Consider the following 26,692-nt stretch of genomic DNA (forward strand, 5'->3'; position numbering starts at 1 on the left):
AAATTTATTGAACTACAAATGCAATTACGATACCACAAACCAGCTTACGCTGCTATAACAAAGCCGAACCTTGTATAATACCGTTATTGATGATTTTTTGGTCGATATAATATTGGATCTCAGATTTTTTGAGCTGCCAGTTTGGTGCGATTAATAGCTCACGATCTGAAAGGCCGAACAGGCGCTGCACAACAACATCAGGCCTCACCAGTGGCAACAGCTCGCACAAAAAGTTGGCGTACTCATCCAGGGTAAACAACTTAAATGGTTCGCGTTTGTATTTTACGCCCATTACCGATCCTTCTACAATATGCAGGTGGTGAAACTTCACAAATTTGATTTGCTTGTGGCGGTTAATTTCATCGGCATATTTCAGCATCATCTCCTTACTTTCCCATGGGAAACCGAAAATGGTATGTACACAGATATCCAGTTTGCTATTCTCAACCAAAGCCAAAGCCTTCAATAAATCTTCGTGGCTGCAACCACGGTTAATCTGATCCAGCGTTTCGTTATAGATCGATTCCATGCCCATTTCCAGGTCCACATCAAAGCGGTCGGTATAACTTTCCAATAATGCTATCTTCTCCGCATCAATACAATCCGGTCGGGTACCTACAGATAGGCCTACAATATTTTCGGTATCGATACTTAATGCTTCGTCATAAAGCATTTTGAGGTAATGCGTAGGTGCGTAGGTGTTGGTATTAGGCTGAAAATAGATAATAAATTTATCGGCCTTGTTACCCTTGCGGGCACGTTCCATTCCCTGTATCACCTGCTCGCGCAGCGAAGGTGCCTGGCGCGAAACCGATGGCGTGAACGAGTCTACATTGCAATAGGTACAACCGCCATAACCTTTAGAGCCATCACGATTGGGGCAGGTAAACCCGCCATCAACAATAACCTTAAATACACGCTGGCCATCGTATTTTTCACGTAACCAGGCACCGTAATTATTGTAACCCTTAAAACCTTGCGCAACTGCAGCCTCTTTAACTTCCATCGGCGCAAAGATACAAATTATAACAGCTAATTGGGCTTAGGCTCAGGGAGGTGTGTTAAGAGGTTGTCAATTTTGGAAGAAAACCTATCATTCTTCCATTCCACCATAAGCATTTATTACCTCTCTGTATATTGTTAAAACTTCCGCCGGAACATTAATAGATATATATGGCATTGTCCTTATTTCGAAAACACCATCAGTACCGGCAGGCAAATCGAGAGCACCAACTGAGGCGCCAACATTACTGGTAGATGCCATAGCATCTGATGAAATTGCATCAACCTGTTTATCTCCACCCTCTAAAGTTTTTTTATGTCGTTTTGTAGGGTCAATTACAGAAGCTAATTCTGCGGTGTAAGAAGCAGTGTTATCCTTTGTAGCATTTTGCATTCTTGTTGGATGTGCATTTTCCGGCCCTTTAGCATTATAATCCTTAACGGCATTATGCCATAAAACAACAAGTGCATCATATTTCCCCTGATCTGCCAGCTCCATTTCGTCATATAACACACTTAGTGGCACGCGTGGCATAACACTAAAACGTGCTTTATAATATTCCCAGTCATTTTTTTCATCCTGTTGCCGGGTTGCAAACAGTATGGCAATTATGGTCATCAAGCAAAGGCCGCTTGCGGCAGGGGTCGAGCTGTTTAAAGCAGCACCAAATTCTTTGCCCTTTTCAGTCGCAAAAAGAGGGCTATCTTCTTTAATCCAATCTACATTTAAATGTACCCTTGGCCATTCTTCATGAATATGAGTTTTGGTATTATCTTTATTTTTCCCTTTAGAGTATTTTATTTTGCCACCTCTAATTTTAGATGTAAAGCCAAACAATTCTCCTTTATGAATACCAAAGGTTATTTGTGGTTTAGCATGGTGCTCTAAGCCTTTATTAGTTGCTACTAACACATTTATGCCGAGGCCCAATTTTTGGCCTGTTGCTATGAATTTTTTTACTTCAGCATCTTCCTCTTCATTAGGTGGGATTACATCCGATAATTTATTAACAAAATCAGATTGTGCTGCATACAATTGAATATCATTCAAGGTTTTTAGTCCTTCTGTTAGCCATTCAAACAACAATGCTGATGAATTAGTTGGCTTAGTTACCAGTTCAGCGTTATTAGAGTCTATCTCAATCCACCACTTATTTTTATCTATAATTTTTTCATGCGCTCCCCATCCTATTTTTTTCCCTGTTTCATCTTCTTTTACCAAAGCCGCGCCTTTTAATTCTAACTCTAAACCAGCTGTTTTTATATGCGATTGCTGAATGACATTATTCGGCGTATCCGTATTTTTAACTGATTGTGAACTATTTTGCGAATCTGCTTTTAGGGCCAATACCCCCATGGTGTCAGCTTCATGCTCTAAACCATAGTCATCATTTACATGCAGCCCACCTTTCATTTGAATTGTTGGCCTCACTCTCCCCTGTTTTTGCTGAACCACGTGCCAGGCTTCGTGCGGCAAGTGTTTCTCCTGGCCGGGCGCTATATGAATTTGATTGCCTTGTGCATACGCATGCGCCTGCATCTTTGCAGGTTCTGCTGAATTGTAATGAACTTTAACATCATCGAGCGAATGCCCTGAAATGTTTTCAACTCCTGCTTTTAGCTGATCAGGTAACCCTGTATTGTTGCCCTTCATCTGCACCGGTCTATTATCCATCAAACTGCTCTTGCCAGTCATTTGCACCGAAGTATGATGTGAAAATTTAGCCTGAGCAGTAGCACCTTGCCGGTTATCTTTAAGCGCCAGCCCCGATACCGGTTTTTGCTGGGTTTGCACAGGGCTATACGTTTTACTCTCTTTGATTTTATTGTCGTGAGATTTCATAAAAGCTTAGGTTTGGTAATATCACAAATTTTACAGCCAGTAATTGATTATCAATTATCAGATATACAATTAACTACAAGATAAATAATAATATACCAGTTTCAAAACCTAAGTCCCTGTTTAACAGAAACTACCTTCCTCTTTTTTCCACCCTGTCATAAAACCCGCCAAACGAATTTACCTTCACAGCATCTTCGTTAAAAAAGTCGCCGGGGAAACCAAGTTTAATGGCACTGGCTTCATCCAGGCGTTTCAGGTGATCGGCAGTTAAGGTTAAATCGATAGTCTTCAAATTATCTTTGAGCTGATCAACCTTAGTGGCACCAACAATTGGTGTGCAGGAGAAGCCTTGCTGCATAGTCCACTTTAAGGCTACGTGGGCCGGTGATACACCAACTTCATCGGCAATGGCCATTACTACTTTGGTTATGCGTTCGCTGTTATCGTCGCGGCGGTTGCTTTCGGCTTTAATGCGGCCTTGTTCGCCACGCAGATATTTACCGGTTAATGCGCCGCCAGCCAGTGGGGCCCAGGGCGTAACCGTCATCCCAAAATGTTTAGCCATAGGGATCAACTCACGTTCTGGCGTGCGTTGTATCAGGCTGTACTCCACTTGTAAAGCAATGAACTGGCTCCAACCCATTAGTTCGGCCAGCGTATTTCCTTTAGCTACTACCCATGCCGGGGTATCACTAATGGCAGCGTAATTAATTTTACCCTGGCGGATCAGATCATCCAATCCCCTCAGCACTTCATCAATAGGCGTAATGTTATCCCAAATGTGCAGGTATAGCACATCCAAAAATTCGGTATTTAAGCGTTTTAAGCTTTCCTCCACGCTGCGCATCATGTTTTTGCGGTTATTGCCCGATGCGTTGGGGTTGGTCATATTATCCTTTAGCGTGTACTTAGTAGCCAGTACAAAATAATCGCGATCGTGGTTGCTGATGTATTCGCCGATTATCTTTTCGCTGGTGCCGAGCTTGTATACATTGGCCGTATCCAGGAAATTCCCCCCGGCGTTGGCAAACTCATCCATAATGGCAAAGCTGGTTTCTTTATCAGCACCCCAGCCGCCTTCGGTACCAAAACCCATTGTGCCCAGGCACAGTTCAGAAACTTTAAGGCCCGAGCGGCCCAATAATTTGTATTGCATAGTGATAGAACGTTTTGCCAATTATATCTGTTTTAAACTTTAAAACCTAAATAAAGCGGCAAAACAATATCTCTCAACTGCTTGTAATTATATTACCATGAAAATCATTAAAACAACCCAACCGGTGCATGCCGATGAATTAGAGCATTTCCTGAACGAGGAGCTTAACCCGCTGTTTCAGGAGCAACGCCATGCCGATATCAGCTTTAGCATTGTAAATAACGATGGTGCAATCGAGATCACTAACCCCGAGTTATATGACAGCTTTTTGTACCGCATAGAAATACAGGGTACAGAGATGCACATCATCAAATCTGAACATTATACAGATGATGTTAACTCATTAACCCTCGAAGAAATCCTAAACGGTTTGTTCCTGGAATATCCGGGCAGAAAGAAAATTAAGAATATTGAGGATGCTTCTTAAACTGCTATCCAGCTGAATTTGTACTCTAAACCTGGGTTTTTCATCCGCTCGGCTACACGCACCAAACGATCTGGCAGGGCCATAATGTAATCGCGTGCTTTTTCACCGGCTTCATTCAGGTCTGGCATACTTTCGATGTGCCATTCCTCAATCAGGCTTTTCATAATGTCTACATAATCCAAAGCGGTATAAACGCCCAAACGTTGTGCAGCATCTGTAAAGTGACCGAATGTTTGGCCAATCTTTAAGCCAACCTCACGCAGGAAGTGTGCCGGCATTACAATTTTCTGACGCATCATATCTTCAAAGGCAACCATAGCTTCGTTAGGGTCAACTTCAAAAATTTTGGTCATAAAGTGTTTATAGGCTTTAGCGTGGCGGGCTTCATCGGCAGCAATAACACCGCACATTTTAGCCAGCAAATTATCACCTTCTTTTTTACACAAAGCAGCTACACGCCTGTGCGATACATTGGTAGCCAGTTCCTGGAAAGAGGTGTATATAAAGTTACGGTAAGGGTCTGTTCCTGTGCCAATATCAAAACCATCAGCAATCAGGTATTGGGTTGATACCTCCATGGCACGCATATCAACACGGCCGCTCAGGTATAAGTATTTGTTTAATAAATCGCCGTGGCGGTTTTCTTCGGCAGTCCAGTGGCGGGTCCATTTCATCCAGCCATTGTCTTCGCTCATATCCACACCATCAACCATGGTTAACCACGATTCATAAGTTGGCAAAGCTTCTTCGGTAATGGTATCACCGATAAGCACGGCAACCAGGTCATAAGATAAACCTTTGGCGCTTTCCTGAAGTTCTTTGATCTCAGTGAAGAAAGAGTCGCGGGTTGAATCCGGCAGCAGATCAGACGGTTGCCAGTTCTCGTCGATGGGTTTCAAGAAATCCCACATTTTTTCGAGCATATATTTTTCAATATGCATCATTACTTCTCTACGCTGTTCAGCAAAAAACTTCATAATCTTTATAACAGGTGGTAAAGTTAGTGGTTTTAACTACTTATACCTATTTTATATTAGTTTAAATCAATAGCCAAGTGCATCCTTAAAATCAGGGGATAGATGCTCCGGAGACGGCTTGCCAGCAAAAATAGAAAAGTTTGTATTATAATCCCACAACATGCCCGGTATATGCAATGTTGCAAGCGTTTTCCTCACCGCTTTAATGTAACGGGCGCGGCTATCTGCATCGGCATACTTATTATAAACGCCATACTCGCTGCATAGTATGGGCACATCATATTTTATACTCCAGTTTTTCACTATCTGCAGTTTATCTTTTACAGATTGCTCATTACCATCGCGTTGGTATTGGTAATAATTGGTTTCGCCCCAGGTACCTTTAGCTTTCGGATTCAATTGGGGAAAATTTTTCCCATCGTAAGGAAAACGCACCCCGGTTGTACTCACCTGGTCGCCTCCCCACGCTGCTCCCTGGTGGGTAAAGAAAAAAGGTTCATAAAAATGAAAGGTGTAAATTATATGCTCATCGCTCAGCCTTACAAAGCGGCTTAGCTCATAAATACTATTAAAATTTGAGGCCCCTACTAATAATATCCGTTGCTTATCAACCGTACGAATAGCCGTTACTATATTGTAAGCAGCATCTTTCCATTTCTGCGGATCCATGTGCGGCGGCTCGTTATAAATCTCGAAAAAAAGATAATCGGGGCTTTCTTTTTTATAATGCCTGCTTATTTGCAACCAGTTAGTAATCGCCTTTTTTGTAGCGTCAGCATAGTTATTGTCGTTTATTTCACCATCGTGGTAGTCAATAACCAGCTTAAATCCATAACGTTTACATTGTTTAAATACCGCATTAATGTATCTTAAAATGCGGGCTGTTGAAATGTTTTTGCGGTTATAATCTTCAAAGGCAACGGGTAGGCGGATGCTTTTAAAGCCCAGTTTTTTAAGTAATACGAAATCTGCATCGCCGAAGGGTTTGTGGTACAGGGCACTGGTATTCCAGGTCTGTTCGAGCCATGATATGCTTACCCCATTGTTTAATCCTGCTGCTTTAGCAAACAAGACATTGCGCTGACTATTATCAATTGGTTTAGTTTTTGCAGTTTGACAGTGCGCATTTAGGTGAAACATTAATACCAATAAAACCATATAAAGGTGTAAGGCAGGTTTAAATAAACCTGCTAATTGCTTCAAAAACTGGTTTTTTCGGTTTATCTTCACACCCAAACTCATTGCTTAGACTGATTAATTTACGATATTAGATAATGTTTGTTCAAATAAGTAAAGAAGAATTTGCTAAAGAAAGCAACAAAAAGGCCTGGTACCAGACTAATAATATCATTTGGACAATTATATTTCTGTACCCGCTTTTAAGCATTGTTGATTTTATTTATGCAACCGACGTCTGGATCCAATTTTTAATTGTAAGGATAATCCTGGTTTTAGTTATACTGGGGCTTTATACTTTTTTCCAAACCCGCAAGTACGACTATCGCATATTGCTCCACATTGCCTTCCTGCTTTTATCCATCCCCTCGGCAGTACTTTGTAATGTGGTAAACATACAAGAGTTAACTGTTTTCTTCCTAATATATTCTGCCATCATCCTGTTTTTTAATCTACAAGTATTTTGGGAGCCTATTAACTCAGTAATACAGGTAATTATTGCATTGGTTTTGTTAACAGTATTTTTTAATACACTTAACCAGTACTCGTTAGATTTGTATATCAGCAACGGCGGTCAATACTTTTTTATCATCAGCGTAATATCATGCCTTATTGTAAGCGCCCGTTATAAAGTGACTGAACGTGATGTGAAATCGCAGATCATGATCGAGAAATCGAACGAGCAACTGAAGCAGCAAAACAAGGATATTGTTGAGAAAAACAACATTATTGATATGCAGTATGAGAAACTGCGTAAGCTTGATGAGCAAAAAAACAGCTTCATTAACATTGCAGGCCACGACCTTAAAAACCTGATCGGCTCGGTTATTATGAGTAATAACATGATTAAGGACGAGGAATACCGTCTGAGTACAGATCAGAAAGAATTTTTGCAATACATCCAGGAATCGGCAGAGAAAATGCAGTACATGTTAAATATGCTGATGGATGTAAAAGAGATCGAATCGCCTGAGATTAAATTCAACGCCGAGATTTTCGATATCAATTCAGAAGTACAATATGTATTTAAGGGGTTGCAGGAAACTGCCCAGATGAAAAACATCACCCTGGTTGATAATATATTGAAACTGCCGCTTAATGTAAGACTGGATAAAGTATTTACCGGACAGGTTTTCCAAAACCTGCTTTCAAACGCCATTAAGTTTTCGCAAACCAACAATAATATTAAAGTGGCTACCAGCCTGCAACGCCAAAAATTTGTATTCGAGATTATTGACGAAGGCATAGCCATTGGCCAGGAAGAGCTGGATACTATGTTTAATAAACTAAAAACTTTAAACGATGCCAACAGCGGCAATGCCACCGGCAGCCGTTTAGGCCTTGGTTTATCAATAGCCAAATTAATGGCCCAGGAAATGGGCGGCGAACTAAGCTACCGTAGCGATTATAACGGCAACTATTTCAGAGTAGAATTTAACGTGATCAATTAATAGAAGAATAGCACACAACCCGATGAATAAATTTTTATCACTCCTGTTTTTTATTGTCCTTTTTGGCAATGCAGCCTCGGCCCAGCAAAGCATTATAACGTTCAAATCACTTGGACGCGATGATGATGCTATTACCGGCATGAGCGGCTCGAGCGCTTACTATGTAAAAATTGATCCGTTTATGGAAATGAACGGCAGCAAGCTGGTTCTGTTTTTTGAGCCATCACAAGCACTTATCAAAGATAAATCGTACATCAACGTATTAATTAATGATAAGCCTGTTTACAGTGCCCGTTTAAGTAAAGACTCTATCCAGAAAGTAACACTGGGCTTAAGCCGTGCCGATTTATCGCCCGACCGTCGCTACGTTAAAATACAGATCCGCACGCTGTTAACCATTACAGACGATATTTGCCACGATTTGGATAACCCTGCCATGTGGTTAAAGGTAAAAGGTAACTCTTACCTGGCGCTTAATAAAAGTAATACCAACTTCTTCAATAACGTTAATATCTCCAATTCATTCGAGTCAAAAACTGCTATTGTTTATCCAGCCAACCCAACCCTGCACGATTTAAAGGCTGTGGCTTGGGCTTACGCACGTTTAAAGAAATCAGACATTAAAAACGTTCAGGTAGTTGAAGCCGGTCACCTGCCAGATACCATCCACAATTACATTATGGTGGGTTCGATAGGCCAGATAGCTGCCGACAAACGCAACCTCATTAAAATTAATCCGGGCAGCGGCCAGGGTTTGTTTTATCTGCATAAAGCGGTTATCAGCGTAACTGATACTGTTACTAACCTGGTTACCGTTAACGGACAAATTATGCCTGCTCGTTCTGTAGAAACGCACCAGGTACCAGAAGAAATTTTATTTGTTACCGGTGGCGACGAACCGGGTTATGAGAAAACAATTACCGCATTGGGTAATATGAACATCCTTAACTCAACCTTTGGCGATTACCTGTTAATTAACAACGCTACCAACAACTTCTTTAAAACTATTGATGAAAACCGTTCTAAATTAACACTACGTCAGCTGGGTGGTTTAACCAACTTTGCATCGGGTGTGGGTTCATTAAAAACAGTTTATAACTTTAAAAACAGTGATTTCAGCTTTACACCAAAAGAAGTTGAGATCCGTTTTGTGGCTAACTATAGTGCGCTGGCATTAAACGACCGTGGTTACTTTAACGTTTACCTTAACGGTATGCTCATCAGCAGTGAAAAACTGGATGCATCGGGCAAGTTAAATACATCGGTAACCATTAACCGTTACCAGCACCATAAATACAATACGCTGATTGCGGAGTTCAGGTTCCACCCAACCAGTGGTAACTGTACCAGCAGCTTCACCAATTTCTTTGCCGAGATTGACGTTGATAAATCGTACCTGGAGTCAAAAAATCCATTTATCTCTAACGACTTAAGTTTCTACCAATATCCTGAAGCATTTAACGCAGGTACCACCCGTATCGTGGTAAGCCGCGACTATGCTAAATATGCAGCAGGTGCAATGGGCGAGATTATCTATGAGTTGAACAACAACATCAACGCTAATAACTTCCCTGAGTTTATTTATTCTGATGACCTGAAAAACAACAAAGGCGATCTGAAGAAATATAACATAGTAGCACTCCTGTCGCGAAACGACCCCTTGATCGAAGAATTTCCGGATGCGCCGATCAAGTTCGACCATGATTTCAGGCTTTACAACAACAATAACAACGAGGTCGTCTACACCGTATCCGATTCCGTATCCAACGGTTTGGCACAGATATTTTATGGGCGAAGCAACAACGCCTGTTTAGTACTTACCGCAACCGGTAAAAACCTGAGCAATGCCTTCCTGGCAGCCTCACGTTCTATCACCGAGCAGTTGTCGACCCTATCGAGCAACGTTTGTATTGCCGATGTTAACAATAACAAATACCTGTTTAACATCAGCAAATCGAGCGAAAACTTAGAGTATGTAGATACCAAGAGTGCACTGTCACGTTTCTGGGAAAATTACAACCTGTTTATCCTGTTGGGTATCCTGATCCTGATCCTGGTTTCATTCCTTTATGTAAGGTTTAAGGTTCAGAAATCGCAAGAGATCATCAACGAATAAGCATAACAACACACACTGTAAGCGAGCATTTAATAATTTTTTGTAACGTAACATACATGCCGGAAGATATTAACGAGTTAAGTGCTATGGATCAGGGCGCTGGGTATACCGGCGCTTCCACAAACTATAAAAGCATGCCCATACCAGATCTGCTGGTTAAGGATGGCTTTATGTCTGTGGCCGATCTGATCAAAATTAAAGCATTCTCAGAACGCTCCGGCCTGTCTATGATCAAGATCATCCTGAACTTTGGTTACGTTTCGCGCAAAAATTACGAGCGTTCGTTAACCAATGCCGGCCATGTTTTTCACCAGATAAGGGAAGAAGAATATGATATGGAGATACTGGAGCAAATTGAACTGAAATTTGCCGACGAGCACGTGGCCCTCCCTATCCGTAAAGAAAACGGTAAAATAATTGTACTAATGGCCGATCCTAGCGATCAGCCATTTATTGATTTCATTAAATCAACCTACGATTGTGAGCCGGAAATTATATTGGCTGCCGATCTGGATATTACCTGGTTAAGCCATAAGCTTATAGGTACGCCTTACGTAAAATCGGCTGTGTTTGAACTGCTTAATCACGATCCTAAAAGCTCGGCCCTAATTACGTTTACCAACCCGCAGCTTATCGCCATGTTTTCGTTAATTGCGGTAACTTGTATTTTCCTGGTACTCAGTTTCACGTTAACATCCATTATCATTAATGTATTCATCAGTGTTATATTCCTGGTGGCTATTACATTTAAATTATTCCTGGCGCTGGTTGGTTCGCGGTTTGAGTTGCACCAGGCAGTAACCAAAGAAGAAGTAAAACAGGTAGAGAATGATGATCTGCCCATTTACACTATCTTGTTACCGGTATACCGCGAAGATAAACTGATTAAAAAGCTGGTATGGAACCTGCAAAGTTTGGATTATCCGCGCGAACAGCTGGATATTAAACTGCTGATAGAAGAAGATGACGATAAAACCCTGAATGCGGTTCGTAACCTCGATTTCCCTGCAGTTTTTGAGGTAATTGTTGTGCCTTACCACATGCCTAAAACCAAGCCTAAAGCTTGTAACTATGGCCTGCACTTTGCCCGTGGCGAGTATTTAACTATTTACGATGCGGAAGATATCCCGGATACCGATCAGCTTAAAAAAGTAGTTAAACTGTTTAATAAGCTCCCTACGCACTTTATTTGCGTGCAATGCGCGTTGAACTACTTTAACCGTAATGAGAATTTCCTTACCCGTATGTTTACCCTGGAGTACTCTTACTGGTTTGACTATATGCTGCCCGGCCTCGATACACTGGATATTCCTATCCCGTTAGGTGGTACCAGCAATCACTTTAAACTGGATGCCCTGATTGATTTAGGTGCCTGGGATCCATTCAACGTTACCGAAGATGCCGACTTAGGTGTGCGTGCTTATGCAAAAGGTTATAAAATAGCCATCGTAAATTCAACCACTTATGAGGAAGCCAATAACGAGCCTTTTAACTGGATCCGCCAACGCTCGCGCTGGATTAAAGGCTACATGCAAACCTGGCTGGTACACATGCGCAACCCGGTAGCCCTATGGCGTAAAATTGGCTGGAAAGGCTTTTTAGGTTTTAATTTCTTTATCGGTGCAACACCAATAACGTTTTTATTGTACCCTTTCCTGCTCAGCGTTTTCATTGCTTACCTGGTATTCGATTTACGTACTATACGTTTATTGTTCCCAGACTGGGTATTATTTATTTCGATCTTTAACCTGCTTATCGGTAACATCCTCATGATCTATGTAAACATGATGGCCGTATTTAAAAGGCGCTATTACGAACTTATTTTGTTTGCCATCGCTAACCCTGTTTACTGGTTAATGCACTCTATAGCAGCTTACAAAGGCTTATATCAATTAATTGTTAAACCATTTTACTGGGAAAAAACCAACCATGGTTTAAGTAAGGTTAATAATGCCGTTAACGTAGTTAAATGAAACAGCAGAATAAAACCTTATACATTGCTATACTTGCCCTCATACTTGCCGTTTATTACCTGGTGTGGGGAATTTACTTAGCCAAACTTGGCTACTTTAATAAAGAAGAGCTGTTCCTGATCGAGAAAGCCAAAATTGTTTTCGAAGGCATAGGTAACCGGTTAAAAGTAATGGGTTTAACATCACCCCTGCTTCCTTTTTACGGTACATTTATCTTCACAACAATTAGTTATACGGTAGCCCCAATTATGGCCTCGGCATTTGGTACGGGCATATTGTTCTATCTTATCTGTAGTACCCTGCTTAAACGTACAGGTGATGAATTTTATATCCTGGTAATCCTGTTATTATTCCTGTTTCATCCGGGGCTTTTATATGTTGGCAGCTCAGGGAAATCAATCTATATGGTATTGATTTTCTTTTACCTGTTTTATCTCAACATCTTTAAATTCTACAATTCTAACACCACATTCCACGTATCTATATCAAGTATTTGCTTGGTAATCCTGATATTTTGCGATTACAAGTTTGTGTGGCTTACCCTGTTTTTTATTCCGCTGGTATTATCAATATCCATCCATACCTTAAATCTGGGCGAGAAAGAATCAATCTTTAGGCTCTTCCTCAGTTTCAATAACCCTTCGTTAAGGCGTAAACTTATCAGTAAGTCGATGGCCATATTTGTAATCCTGTTCATACTTCCGCTGGCGTCTGTATTAATCTATAAGATGCTTAATCTTACCCACGCCAACGATCTGAACTACTTTATTGATAGCCCTTACTCGAACTGGAGCGTACTGGCCGAAAAAATAGATTACAGCACACTTCAGGATACGGTAACCCATAAACTGCCGGAAATTTCGATCCTGGTATCTGCACGGGTAGTTATATTTTTCCCCTTGATATTGCTGGCTTTTTATCTTTTCAGGGATAACACCTACCAGATGCTGACCCTGTTAACGCCATTTTTCTTTATCGAATTCCTTAAAATCAAATACGCTAAAGTATTTATCCCACAACAGTACTACATCATATTTCTGATACTTGCATTGCTGTGCATAGTTACCAAAATTCGTACAGTGCGTAACGAAGGTGTTTTTAAGGTGACGTTAATTATAATGGTGGCCCTTTCTGTTTATACAGGTTATGCCATTATCAATACATCGGCCATTTCAGAAGAACGTAATTTTATATCTTCCCTGCTGCACAAAAAAGTGATAGATAGCCAGGAAGAAGTTAAAAGCGTAGCTAATTACATCAATAATTTACCCGAAACGTCGCACGTGTTATTAGATGATGCTATTGCATATCCGATAGCCAGTTTCTCGAGAGATATACGCTCACTTACTTTACCCTATCAGGATGAGTATTTAAGCGCCATAGAAGCGCCACAAAAGTACGACAGGTATGTTCTGATAGCCAGCAACAAAAACGATGCTAACAGCTACACGGAGCTTAATTTAAAGTATGTTACTTTATATAAATCGGCAAATAGTAACGTAAGCTTACGTAAGGTATTCGAGACCGAGAATTGGATACTGTACCAAATCCTATAATTAAACTTATTTAGGGCGATTTAATAAGTTGTCCGGAGTATTAAATTAAAAAGCAACCAGGATAACCTGGTTGCTTTTTTGCTAGTAAGCAGTTTAATCTAAACAGTTTTCTTTAATCCGAAATCTAATTTACACGTTATCGGATTGATGTGAAATTTTTATAAATGTAGGTCAGTGTTCCATAGGTTACAATAGTCCCGCTATCCGCTCATACTGCACCGGCCTTAGCCACCAGGCCGGTATCCGCTGCTATCGGGTTTAGGGGTGAAGGTTCACTGGTTTATTGGTTCAATAGTTCATTGGTCTTAGCTATTGTAGTACAGGTAATTTGCCATGGCATTAAGCAAAAAAGGCAGCGTGGTTTCCCCTGCTGCCTTTGGTATTATATATTATGGTGGTTAGTTAAGCGCCCGCATCCCTTCCCATCTGGGGCATAACTGGTTGTTCTGTTTGTTGGTTATGGCTGATTGGTTGACTATGTTGATTGAGTTGATAGGTTTTTGAAGCAGAACTACTCACTTAATCAACTGCTCACCACTCACCAACCCCCATAAAAACAAGAAAGCCCTTGCTGTATAGCAAAGGCTTCTTGATAAGGTTTGGCGCCGACCTACTCTTCCACATGTTACTGCAGTACCATCGGCTCTGGCGGGCTTAACTTCTCTGTTCGGAATGGGAAGAGGTGGACACCGCCGATATAGGCACCTGAATATCTTTAATGTTAGTAGTGAGTAATTGATTGAGTTAAGTGGTTAAGTAGTTCCATTTGTAACTACTCACTTAGTCAACCATTCTCTATTCACTAAGAACAATGACATATTATTGAAAGAAGTATTGATTTTCACTGTTAAACAGCTTATTGTTTTGGTTTTCTGTGGTTATTAAGTTATTCGGTTATTAGTTATTGCTAACCTGTAACTATTAACTCAATAACCACATTATCCGTTGTCGAAGAAAGCTTCGGGCAATTAGTATTACTCGGCTATGATGTCACCACCTTTACACCTGTAACCTATCAACGTAGTAGTCTGCTACGACCCTCAATGGAAGTCTCATCTTGTGGCTAGTTTCGCACTTAGATGCTTTCAGCGCTTATCTATTCCCAACGTAGCTACTCTGCAGTACACCTGGCGGCATAACAGATTCACCAGAGGTTAGTCCAACCCGGTCCTCTCGTACTAAGGTCAGCCCCACTCAAACTTCCAACGCCCACAACAGATAGGGACCGAACTGTCTCGCGACGTTCTGAACCCAGCTCGCGTGCCACTTTAATGAGCGAACAGCTCAACCCTTGGGACCTTCTCCAGCCCCAGGATGTGACGAGCCGACATCGAGGTGCCAAACCTCCCCGTCGATATGAGCTCTTGGGGGAGATCAGCCTGTTATCCCCAGCGTACCTTTTATCCTTTGAGCGATGGCCCTTCCATGCAGAACCACCGGATCACTATATCCGTCTTTCGACCCAGCTCGACTTGTCTGTCTCACTGTCAAGCAAGCTTTTGCTATTGCACTCCGCGTACGGTTACCAAGCGTACTGAGCTTACCTTTGAAAGCCTCCGTTACCTTTTTGGAGGCGACCACCCCAGTCAAACTACCCGCCAAACAATGTCCTCCATTGTATAGAGTTAGACACCAAATACAGAAAGGGTGGTATTTCAACGTTGACTAACTGACTCCTAGCGAAGCCAGATCACAGTCTCCCACCTATCCTACACATCCTGTAGCCGATATCAATGTTAAGTTGTAGTGAAGGTGCATGGGGTCTTTCCGTCCCGTTGCGGGTAACCGGCGTCTTCACCGATACCACAATTTCACCGAGCTCATGGCTGAGACAGCGCCCAGATCGTTACACCATTCGTGCAGGTCGGAACTTACCCGACAAGGAATTTCGCTACCTTAGGACCGTTATAGTTACGGCCGCCGTTTACCGGGGCTTCGATTCAATGCTTCGCCTTGCGACTAACATCCCCTCTTAACCTTCCGGCACCGGGCAGGTGTCAGGCCTTATACGTCATCTTTCGATTTTGCAAAGCCATGTGTTTTTGTTAAACAGTCGCCTGGGCCTTTTCACTGCGGCTGACATTGCTGCCAGCGCCCCTTCTCCCGAAGTTACAGGGCCATTTTGCCGAGTTCCTTAGCCATGATTCACTCGAGCACCTTAGGATTCTCTCCTCGACTACCTGTGTCGGTTTACGGTACGGGTTTTTACAACCTGAAGCTTAGCAGGTTTTCTTGGAAGTCTGATTACCATCACTATCAACTTACCCGAAGGCTCGCTGTACTATCAGCTTTCAGCAAAACAAGCGTACTTTACTACTCGTCCTATACCTACGGCCTTTAACGTTCTATTCCGTCAGAACGCGGATGTGTCACTACTCCGTCACTGCATCGCAGTTGTAAAAAGTACTGGAATATTAACCAGTTGTCCATCGGAATCTCCACCCGGATTATCCTTAGGCCCCGACTAACCCTGATCCGATTAGCGTTGATCAGGAAACCTTAGTCTTTCGGTGGGCGGGTTTCTCTCCCGCCTTATCGTTACTTATGCCTACATTTGCTTTTCTATAACCTCCACGTTAGCTTGTCGCCTTACGCTTCACCGGCGATAGAATGCTCCCCTACCAGATGCATTACTGCAAATCCATAGCTTCGGTATACTGTTTAATGCCCGATTATTATCCATGCCCGACCGCTCGACTAGTGAGCTGTTACGCACTCTTTAAATGAATGGCTGCTTCCAAGCCAACATCCTAGCTGTCTGTGCAGTCGGACCTCGTTAGTTCAACTTAACAGTAATTTGGGGACCTTAGCTGATGGTCTGGGTTCTTTCCCTCTCGGCCCTGGACCTTAGCACCCAGAGCCTCACTCCAGCGTATGTTATTCAGCATTCGGAGTTTATCTGGATTTGGTAGGATTTGACTCCCCCGCACCCAATTAGTAGCTCTACCTCTGAATAACTCAACCGCCAGGCTGTTCCTAAAAACATTTCGGGGAGTACGAGCTATTTCCCAGTTTGATTAGCCTTTCACCCCTACCCACAACTCATCCGGAAACTTTTCAACGTTTATCGGTTCGGTCCTCCAGTACGTGTTACCGCACCTTCAACCTGGTCATGGGTAGATCACAAGGTTTCGCGTCTACCTCCTCTGACTGCACGCCCTATTCAGACTCGCTTTCGCTTCGGCTTCGTGTCTTCAACACTTAACCTTGCCAGAGAAGAGTAACTCGTAGGCTCATTATGCAAAAGGCACGCCGTCACAGATCAAGTCTGCTCCGACCGCTTGTAAGTACACGGTTTCAGGTTCTATTTCACTCCCCTGTTCGGGGTTCTTTTCACCTTTCCCTCACGGTACTGGTTCACTATCGGTCTCTCAGTAGTATTTAGCCTTACCGGATGGTGCCGGCTGGTTCCCACAAGGCGTCTCCGACCTCGCGGTACTCAGGATCCCACTAACCTAACTTCGCTTACGCTTACGCAGTTCTCATGCTCTATGACTGGGTTTCCCACCCCATTCAGCTTCACTAAGTTATCGTATATTGTGGTCCTACAACCCCGGTTTTGCCGTAACAAAACCGGTTTGGGCTGTTTCCCTTTCGCTCGCCACTACTCAGGAAATCACTATTGTTTTCTCTTCCTCTGTTTACTTAGATGTTTCAGTTCAACAGGTTTGCGCATTTGCATCCATTCTTCAAATGGATAGGTTTCCCCATTCGGAAATCTGCGGATCAATTCATATTTGCTAATCCCCGCAGCTTATCGCAGCTTATCACGTCCTTCATCGCCTCTGAGAGCCAAGGCATCCCCCGTGTACCCTTATTTACTTTCTTCTACCATTATCGCTTTTGCTCGATACGGTATGTCTTTATATTAAGATAGTTATTCAGTTGTTGGGTTATTCAGTTATTCGTAGCTCCCTTGCGAGAGTAACTATTAACTTAATAACTTCTAACTTCGTAACTGTCCTTACTGTTGTTTCAGTTTATTCAATTACTTCTTCCAATATGTCAAAGAACTTATGTTCGCATCTATAACGACACCTATATAATAGTATCTGTAGCAAACGTCGTGGAGAATAACGGATTCGAACCGTTGACCCCCTGCGTGCAAGGCAGGTGCTCTAGCCAGCTGAGCTAATCCCCCGGAAAATCTAATGAGTGAATGTTTTAATGAGTGAATGAGTGAATATTGCTATTCTATCATTCTATCATTCCTTCCTTCTATCATTTGCCCCCTGTAGTCTCGAGCAGATTTGAACTGCTGACCCCTACATTATCAGTGTAGTGCTCTAACCAAACTGAGCTACGAGACTATTCTTTTGCAGTCTTGAGTTTTGAGTTCCGAGTTCTGAGTTAGTCGCTTTTGCTAACTGCTAACTCTTTTTCCTTTTACTCTTGACTTAACTGCCAGTTATGTGTCTGTGCCCTGTTAAAGTTACAGTCACCCTGATGGCTTCATCTTCTGGGTTTCCTTTAATCTAGTTGCGAGTCTTGAGTTCCGAGTTCCGAGTATTAACTACTCACCACTCACCCATTCTCTACTCACCACTAAATCTTAATATCTTTTAAGTATAACATGTTGCAAAGCGCGTTTTAGCTTTGCTATCTGACCCGTAATCTTGGATACTGCTCCAGAAAGGAGGTATTCCAGCCACACCTTCCGGTACGGCTACCTTGTTACGACTTAGCCCCAGTTATCGGTTTTACCCTAGGACGCTCCTTGCGGTTACGCACTTCAGGCACCCCCAACTTCCATGGCTTGACGGGCGGTGTGTACAAGGCCCGGGAACGTATTCACCGCGTCATTGCTGATACGCGATTACTAGCGAATCCAACTTCACGGGGTCGAGTTGCAGACCCCGATCCGAACTGTGAACAGCTTTTTGAGATTGGCATCCTGTTGCCAGGTAGCTGCCCTCTGTACTGCCCATTGTAGCACGTGTGTAGCCCCGGACGTAAGGGCCATGATGACTTGACGTCGTCCCCTCCTTCCTCTCTATTTGCATAGGCAGTCTGTTTAGAGTCCCCACCATTACGTGCTGGCAACTAAACACAGGGGTTGCGCTCGTTGCGGGACTTAACCCAACACCTCACGGCACGAGCTGACGACAGCCATGCAGCACCTAGTTTCGTGTCCCGAAGGACTGATACGTCTCTGTATCATTCACTAACTTTCAAGCCCGGGTAAGGTTCCTCGCGTATCATCGAATTAAACCACATGCTCCTCCGCTTGTGCGGGCCCCCGTCAATTCCTTTGAGTTTCACCCTTGCGGGCGTACTCCCCAGGTGGAATACTTAACGCTTTCGCTTAGACGCTGACCGTATATCGCCAACATCGAGTATTCATCGTTTAGGGCGTGGACTACCAGGGTATCTAATCCTGTTTGATCCCCACGCTTTCGTGCCTCAGCGTCAATCGCACTTTAGTAAGCTGCCTTCGCAATCGGTGTTCTGTGACATATCTATGCATTTCACCGCTACTTGTCACATTCCGCCTACCTCAGCTGCATTCAAGCTCATCAGTATCAAGGGCACTCCGATAGTTAAGCTACCGCCTTTCACCCCTGACTTAATAAGCCGCCTACGCACCCTTTAAACCCAATAAATCCGGATAACGCTTGGATCCTCCGTATTACCGCGGCTGCTGGCACGGAGTTAGCCGATCCTTATTCTTACTGTACATTCAGCTTCTCACACGTGAAAAGGTTTATTCCAGTACAAAAGCAGTTTACAACCCGTAGGGCCGTCTTCCTGCACGCGGCATGGCTGGTTCAGAGTTGCCTCCATTGACCAATATTCCTTACTGCTGCCTCCCGTAGGAGTCTGGTCCGTGTCTCAGTACCAGTGTGGGGGGTCATCCTCTCAGATCCCCTAGACATCGTCGCCATGGTGAGCCGTTACCTCACCATCTAGCTAATGTCCCGCATGCCCATCATTGTCCTATAAATATTTGATCAAAAAACGATGCCGTTCCGTGATTTTATGCGGTGTTAATCTCTCTTTCGAGAGGCTATCCCCCTGACAATGGTAGGTTACATACGTGTTACGCACCCGTGCGCCACTCTCATGAGAAGCAAGCTCCTCAATCCCGTCCGACTTGCATGTATTAGGCCTGCCGCTAGCGTTCATCCTGAGCCAGGATCAAACTCTCCATTGTAAAATGTTTTTGTTTGTCCAGACCCTATTACTCAAAATAGAAATCTGTATTAATCTGATGAGGCCGGTAATCCGAGCTCCGTTACCAGAACTCTGCTTCCCTTATCATCTTCGTATCTTTATACAGTATCCTACGAGCTTATCAGATTTGTTTTCTTAAAACTGAACTTCAATCTTTCGATCTCCATTCCGCTTCGCTACATGTTATATCTTAAAAAAAGAACTTTTCACTTCCCCTCACGGTTCAGCTTTATGTTTTACAATCATTGCGATTGTTAACCTTTCATTTGTCATTCGCTAGGCATTGCGCTTCGCTTTTTCTTTCCGTTTACTTCCCTGGTTATCACCAGCTTTTCTCCGTTTTCTTTCCCCGTTTCGGGAGTGCAAAGGTAAGAAGCTTTTTGTTTTTTCCAAATTTTATTTTCATTTAATTTGGAAGGTTTTTTTGAGGTTTTCTATATCACTTATCTTCTTCTCAAACCTCAGCATCAAGTCTTTCAACCATCTGCTTAACTTCTCTAACTCTTTAATGAACGATCCCGCTTTTCCTTCCTGGCGGGCTGCAAAGATGAGGATTATTTTAGTTTCCCGCAAATTTTATTTCGCTTTTTTTGAAACTCTTTTTCTCTCTTTACTTCTTCAATGAACGTCCCGCTTTCTCATTTGCGGGTTACAAATATACACCGGTTTTGCACATCTGCCAAAACAAATTTTCCATTTTTTTGTAAGCAAATGTAAGTAGCTGAAAATTAGCAAGTATTACAGCTCGATTTTTGCTTTGACATGCTACCGACTATCCATTATAAGTAATTTGTATCTTTGAAATGTATATGGATAACCTGCATTTCCCCGAAAATTTTCTGGATGACCTGGCGCAAGCGCCCGGTTTTGATCGCGAAAACTTTGTAAAAGCTCACGAATTAGTTGCCGCTCCTACCTCGGTTCGCATCAATCCGAATAAAAAAACTTCATTTATCAATGCACAACCTGTACCCTGGTGCCAGGATGCTTACTATTTAAATGAGCGCCCATCCTTTACCTTCGATCCATTATTTCATGCGGGAAGCTATTATGTGCAGGAAGCATCGTCTATGTTTATAGATACGATTATGCGCCAGATCAGAAAAAATGATCCTGAAGAATCTTTCAAAATCCTCGATCTATGTGCGGCGCCTGGTGGTAAAAGTACTTTATTGGCATCTACCATGACCAAAGATGATCTGTTAGTTGCCAATGAGATCATCAAAACGCGTGTACCTGTGCTTACTGATAATTTAACACGCTGGGGAAATGCCAACATAATCGTCACTAATAATGATGCAAAAGACTTTGCCCGCTTGCCCGGTTTTTTCGATACTATATTAATTGATGCGCCATGCTCGGGTTCGGGCATGTTTAGGAAAGACCCTGCTGCAATGGATGAGTGGTCGGAAGGGAATGTAAAACTTTGTCACCAGCGCCAGGAACGGATATTGGCCGATGTTTACCCGGCGCTTAAAGAAAACGGCTACCTTATATATAGTACCTGTTCTTATTCGGTTGAAGAAAATGAAAATATCCTCGATTGGCTTTGCGAAGCCTTCGGGATGGAAAGCGTACGTATTAATATAGATAGCAATTGGGATATTGTAGAAACCCAGAGTGTTGGGCATAAAGCCTGGGGTTATCGTTTTTATCCTGACAAAGTTAAAGGCGAAGGTTTGTTTGCATCATGTTTGATTAAACGACAGGAAGCGCCCAAGGCATCAACCCATAAAAACAAATTCCAGAAACTGAATGCTAAAGAGATCGATCCACTGAGACCATATATAAAGGACAGCGAAAACTATCATTTTTTTAAAGTAGCTGACGATTGGATGGTGATCCCGGATATACATCGCGACAGTATGCTGGCCTTGCAGGATAAACTGTACATCAAAAAATCGGGCGTGCGAATTGGTAAACTGGCAGGCCGGGATTTAATCCCCGATCACGAGCTGGCATTAAGCCTTATTATTAATAAAGATGAATTTCAGGAAACCGAGTTGACCGAAGATCAGGCTATAGCTTATTTACGCCGGGATAATATAGATATGGAAATCACACAAAAAGGCTGGAGTTTGATGACTTATAAAGGTGAACCTTTGGGATGGGCTAAGTTATTGCCGAACAGGATTAATAATTATTACCCGAAGGAGTTGAGGATTATGTCTACTTTAGAAGCAAGAGACAAGAAACAGGAAACAAGATAAGCACTTTCAAGGAGAGGAATTTTTATCTCATTAATAAATAATGGTGATGATAACTATTTATTTCCCTTATCATCCCAATATAATAGCCCAAGATGGAATTGAGAGATAAGACCAAAAGGACTAAAAAATCAATCGAAGCTAATCTAACCAAAAGCTTTCGGTCTATAACTTTAGTTACAATTCTTTGATAAAATATATTAATACCAATCAACCCGACACTAATAAGGAGAGATATTAATAAAAATCTTAACATTTCTTCTAAACATTGAGCCTGAAGTATTTTGATGGACGCTTCCCTTGTGGCTTGCTTAGGCCCTTGCGTTATAAGCGCCAATCGAAAATAAAATTCTATCCCAACAAGGAAAACGAGCGAATTAATAAGGTATAAAACATTAAGCTTTATTTTCTGGCTCGCATTCTTGATGATATTGTATAATATCCCAGCAATCAAAATAATCCAAATAATACCCGCAATTGAATAGATTATTTGATGGATAAGAAGAGCATCGGCTTCAGTCATATTAACTATAATGTGATCATAGCTAATATAGAATTTTAGTTAATAAACTTCGAGCCTTAATACTCCCCCGTACTCAGCATCACCAGCGTGCAAGCAGATAAAGTCTCTATACCTTTCTCTCTCGCCATTCTGCGCAGCTCTCCGTTTTCGGTACCGGGGTTAAAGATGATGCGTTTAGGGTTTGTCGCCAATATATAATCGTACAGTGCAGGTTGGTTTTGGGGGCCAACATATAAAGTGATGGTATCTATATCATCGTGGATAGTTTCGGGCTTTTCAATTTCTACGCCGGCGGCCTCGCCGGTTTTAATGCCCACGTTAACTATAGTGTGTCCGGTTCGTACCAAACGGTTAGATGCTAAGTAAGCATAACGGCTTGGGTCGGGTGTCGCCCCTAATACTAATGTTTTTTTATCGGCCATAATATTAATATACTCAAATATCGCGCCGTGGGTTTATATAGATGTCGGCCGGATGTAAAACCATGTAACAGAAAAGCTTAATTTTAGTCTATCAAAAACAATTTCAATTTATTTAAAATGTTCTCAAACCACAATCGTCTTCTCTATTAAAAGAGAATACAATTGGTTACAACAGCCCTAATGCCCGAAGATAAAAACAGTCATACACTTAATACCATCAAAGCGTATGGTAAAAGTCTGTTGGCTTTTATCCGCAGGCGGGTTAAGAACGATGCCGATGCCGAAGACATTCTGCAGGATGTATGGTACCAGTTTAGTTCTGTAGTAAATGCCGAGCCAATAGCGCAAACAGGTGCATGGCTTTATAAGGTAGCGCGCAATAAAATTACGGACAAGCACAAAAAGCGGTCGGAGTCATTAATTGAAGATCTGTTTATTGATAATGATGAAGACAGTGATGAAGGCACAGATTTTACCGCGATTTTAATGCCCGAAACCAGCACGCCCGAAACAGAATATATGCGCAACCTTTTTTGGGACGAGTTATTTATAGCCCTGGACGAACTGCCCGAAGAACAAAAGCAAGCCTTTGTATGGCACGAACTAGACGATCTATCTTTCCAGGAAATTGCCGAACTGACCGGCGAGCCTGTGCAAACCCTGGTATCGCGCAAACGCTATGCGGTTTTACACCTGCGCAAACGGTTGAAACAATTGTATGAAGACATTACAAAATATTAAAGATTAAAAACATGAAAAGAGTATTTTTTGAAGGACCAGCAAGGTTCATATTTATCCCGATAGCAGTGGCAGCTTTTCTGTCGCTCATCAGCTTAGTGGTTATGCAGTTATGGAACCATTTACTGCCCGATATTTTCCACGTAGGCGTAATTACCTTTTGGCAGGCCATGGGCTTGTTTATTTTAAGCAAAATACTGTTTGGCTTTGGTAAAGGCGGAGGCCGTTTCGGCAGGCCGGGCGGTGGTGCACCGTGGATGCGCAAACGTATGGAAGAGCGCTTTAAAAACATGAGCCCCGAAGAAAAGGCACGCTTTAAAGAACAAATGAAAAAACGCATGTGCGGCCCGCGCGGTTGGAGAGATTTTGATTGGGATGATGAGAGTGCTGCCCACGAATCAACCCCGAATGTTTAACAAAATATTAGCCACGTTATGAATATACTGGTGTTTAAAACAAGTGTTACGCAAGCACAACAAGTTAGTAAGGTAAAAACCTTACTAACTTCTATCCCCAATATTATTAAATGGAATTTTGATCTGGATGATCCGGAGAATATTCTACGGGTTATTGCCGATCAGCTCTCTCCAAGACAGGTTGAATCTGTATTGCAAACCGCCGGCATCAGCTGCCAGGAACTGGAGGATTAATCAGGAAGCATTTGCTTTCTGATTAATTCAAAATCAGCCTTATCTATTTCAAAAAAACCGAAACGGAAAGGATAACCCCAGGACTGCTTATTCTTGATAAAATCAAGGTCTGGAATAAGCGGCGCTATCGGGGTTTCTACACAATCGCAAAACCTGATATTCCTGCGAAAAGGGATAAAAGTTTCAGACATTTTATGCTGATAGATCTCATCGTCAGTAACCTGCCCAATGGCTGTAAATGCCTGCACTTTCACATCACCATCTAAAAATTGTTTGGATGAGTAAATAAGGAGCCAATCGCCCGGCATCATTCGTTTAAGTGGAACTTCTTTGCCGTGGTTAATCTGAATAAAGCCACCGGCAGCAGCACGCAAAGCATGATCTTTTGATACAACAGTTATCCAATATTTACTTTCCATAGCTAAGAAATATTAATTCAACTTATATCGGGATGCTATAACCAACTTTAACCTTATCCATTACCACGTGGGTATAAAAATGCTTAACATTGGGGTTATCCATCAGCCATTTTTTAGAAAAAGCCTCGTAGTGCTGCATATCCCTGGTGTTTACTATTAGAACAAAATCATAAGCACCTGTTACAAAATAACACTGCATTACTTCTGCACAATCGCGTAGGGTAGCTTTAAATTTCTCTAATGCTTTGGAGTTGCCATCCTGTAATATCACATCTACCACGCAGGTTATGGTTAAGCCCGCAGCCTGTGGCGAAATGATGGATACATCAGCCTCAATAATTTTTTCATCGCGCAGTTTCTTGAGTCGGCGCTGCACAGCACTGGCACTCAGGCTAACGGCCTCGCCCAGTTCTTCGGCCGATAGTTTATTGTTTCGCTGCAAATGGTTCAGCAGCTTTTTATCATAGTCATCTGGTTGATGCATCTTTTACCCGCTTTTATATTAAAATTTGCCCGAATGCTGCGTGCTCCATATCGTATTTGCATAAATTAAGCAGGCACCCGGCAATAGCTTTGTTCATCAATAACAATAAAACAAATGAACAAATTTAATTCCGACAAAACATTACAACCTTTGGGATCGCACTCACTGGATTCTACGCCCGCTTTTTCTGATGAAGAAGTTGCAGCTTTCAGAAACGACACACCCGGCACGGCCAATGTAAATCATTTAAATAATGCCGGAGCAGGTTTAATGCCAAATGTAGTAACACAAGCAGTATTAGAACATATTACTCTCGAATCGCAAATCGGCGGTTACGAAGCTTCTGCATTAAGAGCCGATGCTGTGCAGCAGTTTTATATACAAGCCGGTAAGCTGCTCAATTGCAAACCAACTAACATCGCCTTTACCGCCAGCGCAACTGACTCATACACCAGGGCTTTATCATCTATCCCATTTGAGGTGGGCGATATTATTTTGACCGATACAGATGATTTCATTTCTAACCAAATCCAGTTTTTATCCTGCAAGAAAAGGTTCAATGTAGAAATTGTAAGGATAAAGGACGCTCCAGAAGGTGGTGTAGATTTAGCAGATCTCGAATATCAACTAATAAAACTAAAACCCCGTTTGTTGGCCATAACGCATATTCCTACCAATTCAGGCCTCATTCAGCCGGTTAAACAAATTGCAGCAATATATGAGCTATACATCAGCACAAATCCCGGCCAAACCTGGTACATTTTAGATGCCTGCCAGTCGGCCGGGCAAATGAAATTGGATGTAGAGGAATTGAAGTGTGACTTTCTGAGCCTTACGGGTAGAAAATTTTTAAGAGGTCCTCGCGGAACAGGTTTCCTGTATATCTCCGACAAAGCATTGCAAGCCGGGCTCGAACCTTTATTTATCGACATGCGCGGTGCCGATTGGGTAGCGAAGGATGAGTACCTACCCCAACCAGATGCCAAACGTTACGAAGATTGGGAATTTGCTTATGCCCTGATATTAGGCATGAGCGAGGCCATTATATACTATTTAAATATTGGCGAAGATAAAATTTGGCAACAAGTTAAATACTTATCGGACTATACACGACGCGAATTGGCGGCCATAAATGGCGTACGCGTTTTAGACCGGGGATTGGAACAAGGCGCATTGGTTACCTTCCATATCAAAGGTTTTAAACCGGCAACTATTTTAGATGCCCTTAAAGAAAAGCATATTAATGTGGTACCCAGTTATAAAAGGTTTGCCGTGATCGATTTTGACAACAAGCAGGTTGAATGGGCTATCCGAGCTTCTCCACATTATTATAACACGCTATCAGAAATCGATCAGTTTATCGAGGCTATAAAAGAGATCGTTGCTAATTAATACAGC

General features: G+C 42.3%; 19 protein-coding genes, 2 tRNA genes and 3 rRNA genes. 10 read left to right on the top strand and 14 right to left on the bottom strand.

Translation table 11 applies throughout. From position 1 onward, the window contains the following. Positions 1–52: 52 nt before the first annotated feature. From mnmL to PQO05_RS23190, 3 genes are all read right to left on the bottom strand, one after another. The gene (mnmL, locus tag PQO05_RS23180; protein ID WP_273629829.1) at positions 53–1,006 is read right to left on the bottom strand and encodes a tRNA modification radical SAM protein MnmL/YtqA; all 954 of its coding nucleotides are present in this window, start codon (positions 1,004–1,006) and stop codon (positions 53–55) included. Between the two features lie 87 nt (positions 1,007–1,093). Next, positions 1,094–2,845, bottom strand: coding sequence for an eCIS core domain-containing protein (locus PQO05_RS23185; protein ID WP_273629830.1), 1,752 nt, complete (start codon positions 2,843–2,845; stop codon positions 1,094–1,096). A gap of 130 nt (positions 2,846–2,975) precedes the next feature. Continuing rightward, the gene (locus PQO05_RS23190) at positions 2,976–4,001 is read right to left on the bottom strand and encodes an aldo/keto reductase (RefSeq protein WP_273629832.1); all 1,026 of its coding nucleotides are present in this window, start codon (positions 3,999–4,001) and stop codon (positions 2,976–2,978) included. Positions 4,002–4,098: 97 nt separating this feature from the next. On the opposite strand from PQO05_RS23190, the gene PQO05_RS23195 reads away from it, so the two are divergent. Further along, a complete protein-coding gene (locus PQO05_RS23195; RefSeq protein WP_273629833.1) occupies positions 4,099–4,428 on the top strand; it encodes a hypothetical protein in 330 nt (109 codons plus the stop codon). Here the strand turns inward: PQO05_RS23195 and PQO05_RS23200 are convergent. After that, a complete protein-coding gene (locus PQO05_RS23200; RefSeq protein WP_273629834.1) occupies positions 4,425–5,405 on the bottom strand; it encodes an acyl-ACP desaturase in 981 nt (326 codons plus the stop codon). The genes PQO05_RS23195 and PQO05_RS23200 overlap by 4 nt on opposite strands. Positions 5,406–5,471: 66 nt before the next feature. Then, complete coding sequence (locus PQO05_RS23205) at positions 5,472–6,635, bottom strand: glycoside hydrolase family 5 protein (RefSeq protein ID WP_273629835.1); 1,164 nt, start codon at positions 6,633–6,635, stop codon at positions 5,472–5,474. Positions 6,636–6,679: 44 nt separating this feature from the next. Between PQO05_RS23205 and PQO05_RS23210 the strand changes: the two genes are divergently transcribed. Genes PQO05_RS23210 through PQO05_RS23225 form a run of 4 tightly spaced genes read left to right on the top strand, consistent with a single transcriptional unit; the run spans position 6,680 to position 13,677 of the window. Further along, a complete protein-coding gene (locus tag PQO05_RS23210; RefSeq protein ID WP_273629836.1) occupies positions 6,680–8,032 on the top strand; it encodes a sensor histidine kinase in 1,353 nt (450 codons plus the stop codon). A 22-nt stretch (positions 8,033–8,054) separates the two neighbouring features. Beyond that, the gene (locus PQO05_RS23215; RefSeq protein ID WP_273629837.1) at positions 8,055–10,148 is read left to right on the top strand and encodes a cellulose biosynthesis cyclic di-GMP-binding regulatory protein BcsB; all 2,094 of its coding nucleotides are present in this window, start codon (positions 8,055–8,057) and stop codon (positions 10,146–10,148) included. A 56-nt stretch (positions 10,149–10,204) separates the two neighbouring features. After that, positions 10,205–12,121, top strand: coding sequence for a glycosyltransferase (locus PQO05_RS23220; protein WP_273629838.1), 1,917 nt, complete (start codon positions 10,205–10,207; stop codon positions 12,119–12,121). Next, a complete protein-coding gene (locus PQO05_RS23225) occupies positions 12,118–13,677 on the top strand; it encodes a hypothetical protein (protein WP_273629839.1) in 1,560 nt (519 codons plus the stop codon). Before PQO05_RS23220 ends, PQO05_RS23225 begins: the two co-directional genes overlap by 4 nt. 597 nt (positions 13,678–14,274) lie before the next feature. On the opposite strand, the gene rrf is transcribed toward PQO05_RS23225, so the two are convergent. From rrf to PQO05_RS23250, 5 genes are all read right to left on the bottom strand, one after another. Continuing rightward, positions 14,275–14,386, bottom strand: a 5S ribosomal RNA gene (gene rrf / locus PQO05_RS23230). A 239-nt stretch (positions 14,387–14,625) separates the two neighbouring features. Further along, positions 14,626–17,506: ribosomal RNA gene (locus PQO05_RS23235) — 23S ribosomal RNA — on the bottom strand. A gap of 238 nt (positions 17,507–17,744) precedes the next feature. Beyond that, positions 17,745–17,818 (bottom strand) — tRNA-Ala (locus PQO05_RS23240). A gap of 94 nt (positions 17,819–17,912) precedes the next feature. Then, positions 17,913–17,987, bottom strand: a tRNA-Ile gene (locus PQO05_RS23245). Between the two features lie 322 nt (positions 17,988–18,309). Further along, positions 18,310–19,831: ribosomal RNA gene (locus PQO05_RS23250) — 16S ribosomal RNA — on the bottom strand. Together the 16S, 23S and 5S rRNA genes with 2 tRNA genes alongside form the textbook arrangement of a ribosomal RNA operon. Before the next feature lie 829 nt (positions 19,832–20,660). Between PQO05_RS23250 and PQO05_RS23255 the strand changes: the two genes are divergently transcribed. Beyond that, positions 20,661–22,061: a methyltransferase RsmF C-terminal domain-like protein gene (locus PQO05_RS23255; RefSeq protein ID WP_273629840.1), complete on the top strand. Its 1,401-nt coding sequence runs from the start codon at positions 20,661–20,663 to the stop codon at positions 22,059–22,061. Between the two features lie 22 nt (positions 22,062–22,083). Here the strand turns inward: PQO05_RS23255 and PQO05_RS23260 are convergent, their stop codons facing one another. Then, positions 22,084–22,581, bottom strand: a complete 498-nt coding sequence (locus PQO05_RS23260; RefSeq protein WP_273629841.1) for a hypothetical protein — start codon at positions 22,579–22,581, stop codon at positions 22,084–22,086. A 56-nt stretch (positions 22,582–22,637) separates the two neighbouring features. Continuing rightward, complete coding sequence (locus PQO05_RS23265) at positions 22,638–23,003, bottom strand: CoA-binding protein (protein WP_273629842.1); 366 nt, start codon at positions 23,001–23,003, stop codon at positions 22,638–22,640. A 180-nt stretch (positions 23,004–23,183) separates the two neighbouring features. On the opposite strand from PQO05_RS23265, the gene PQO05_RS23270 reads away from it, so the two are divergent. From PQO05_RS23270 to PQO05_RS23280, 3 genes are read left to right on the top strand one after another with little or no spacing between them, the layout of a single operon-like run. After that, positions 23,184–23,744 (top strand): RNA polymerase sigma factor, encoded by a 561-nt coding sequence (locus tag PQO05_RS23270; protein WP_273629843.1) that lies wholly within the window; start codon positions 23,184–23,186, stop codon positions 23,742–23,744. A gap of 11 nt (positions 23,745–23,755) precedes the next feature. Next, complete coding sequence (locus PQO05_RS23275) at positions 23,756–24,157, top strand: hypothetical protein (RefSeq protein WP_273629844.1); 402 nt, start codon at positions 23,756–23,758, stop codon at positions 24,155–24,157. Positions 24,158–24,175: 18 nt separating this feature from the next. Continuing rightward, positions 24,176–24,391: a hypothetical protein gene (locus tag PQO05_RS23280; protein ID WP_273629845.1), complete on the top strand. Its 216-nt coding sequence runs from the start codon at positions 24,176–24,178 to the stop codon at positions 24,389–24,391. Here the strand turns inward: PQO05_RS23280 and PQO05_RS23285 are convergent. Both PQO05_RS23285 and PQO05_RS23290 read right to left on the bottom strand, forming a co-directional pair. Beyond that, positions 24,388–24,810: an EVE domain-containing protein gene (locus PQO05_RS23285; RefSeq protein WP_273629846.1), complete on the bottom strand. Its 423-nt coding sequence runs from the start codon at positions 24,808–24,810 to the stop codon at positions 24,388–24,390. The two genes, PQO05_RS23280 and PQO05_RS23285, sit on opposite strands and share 4 nt — an antisense overlap. A 22-nt stretch (positions 24,811–24,832) precedes the next feature. Further along, on the bottom strand, positions 24,833–25,294 hold the full coding sequence (locus tag PQO05_RS23290; protein ID WP_273629847.1) for an Lrp/AsnC family transcriptional regulator: 462 nt from the start codon (positions 25,292–25,294) through the stop codon (positions 24,833–24,835). A gap of 114 nt (positions 25,295–25,408) precedes the next feature. Here PQO05_RS23290 and PQO05_RS23295 point away from each other — a divergent pair, with 114 nt between their 5' ends. Next, positions 25,409–26,686, top strand: coding sequence for an aminotransferase class V-fold PLP-dependent enzyme (locus PQO05_RS23295; RefSeq protein WP_273629848.1), 1,278 nt, complete (start codon positions 25,409–25,411; stop codon positions 26,684–26,686). Positions 26,687–26,692 lie beyond the last annotated feature (6 nt).

It is taken from the genome of Mucilaginibacter jinjuensis (assembly GCF_028596025.1).
Lineage (GTDB): Bacteria > Bacteroidota > Bacteroidia > Sphingobacteriales > Sphingobacteriaceae > Mucilaginibacter > Mucilaginibacter jinjuensis.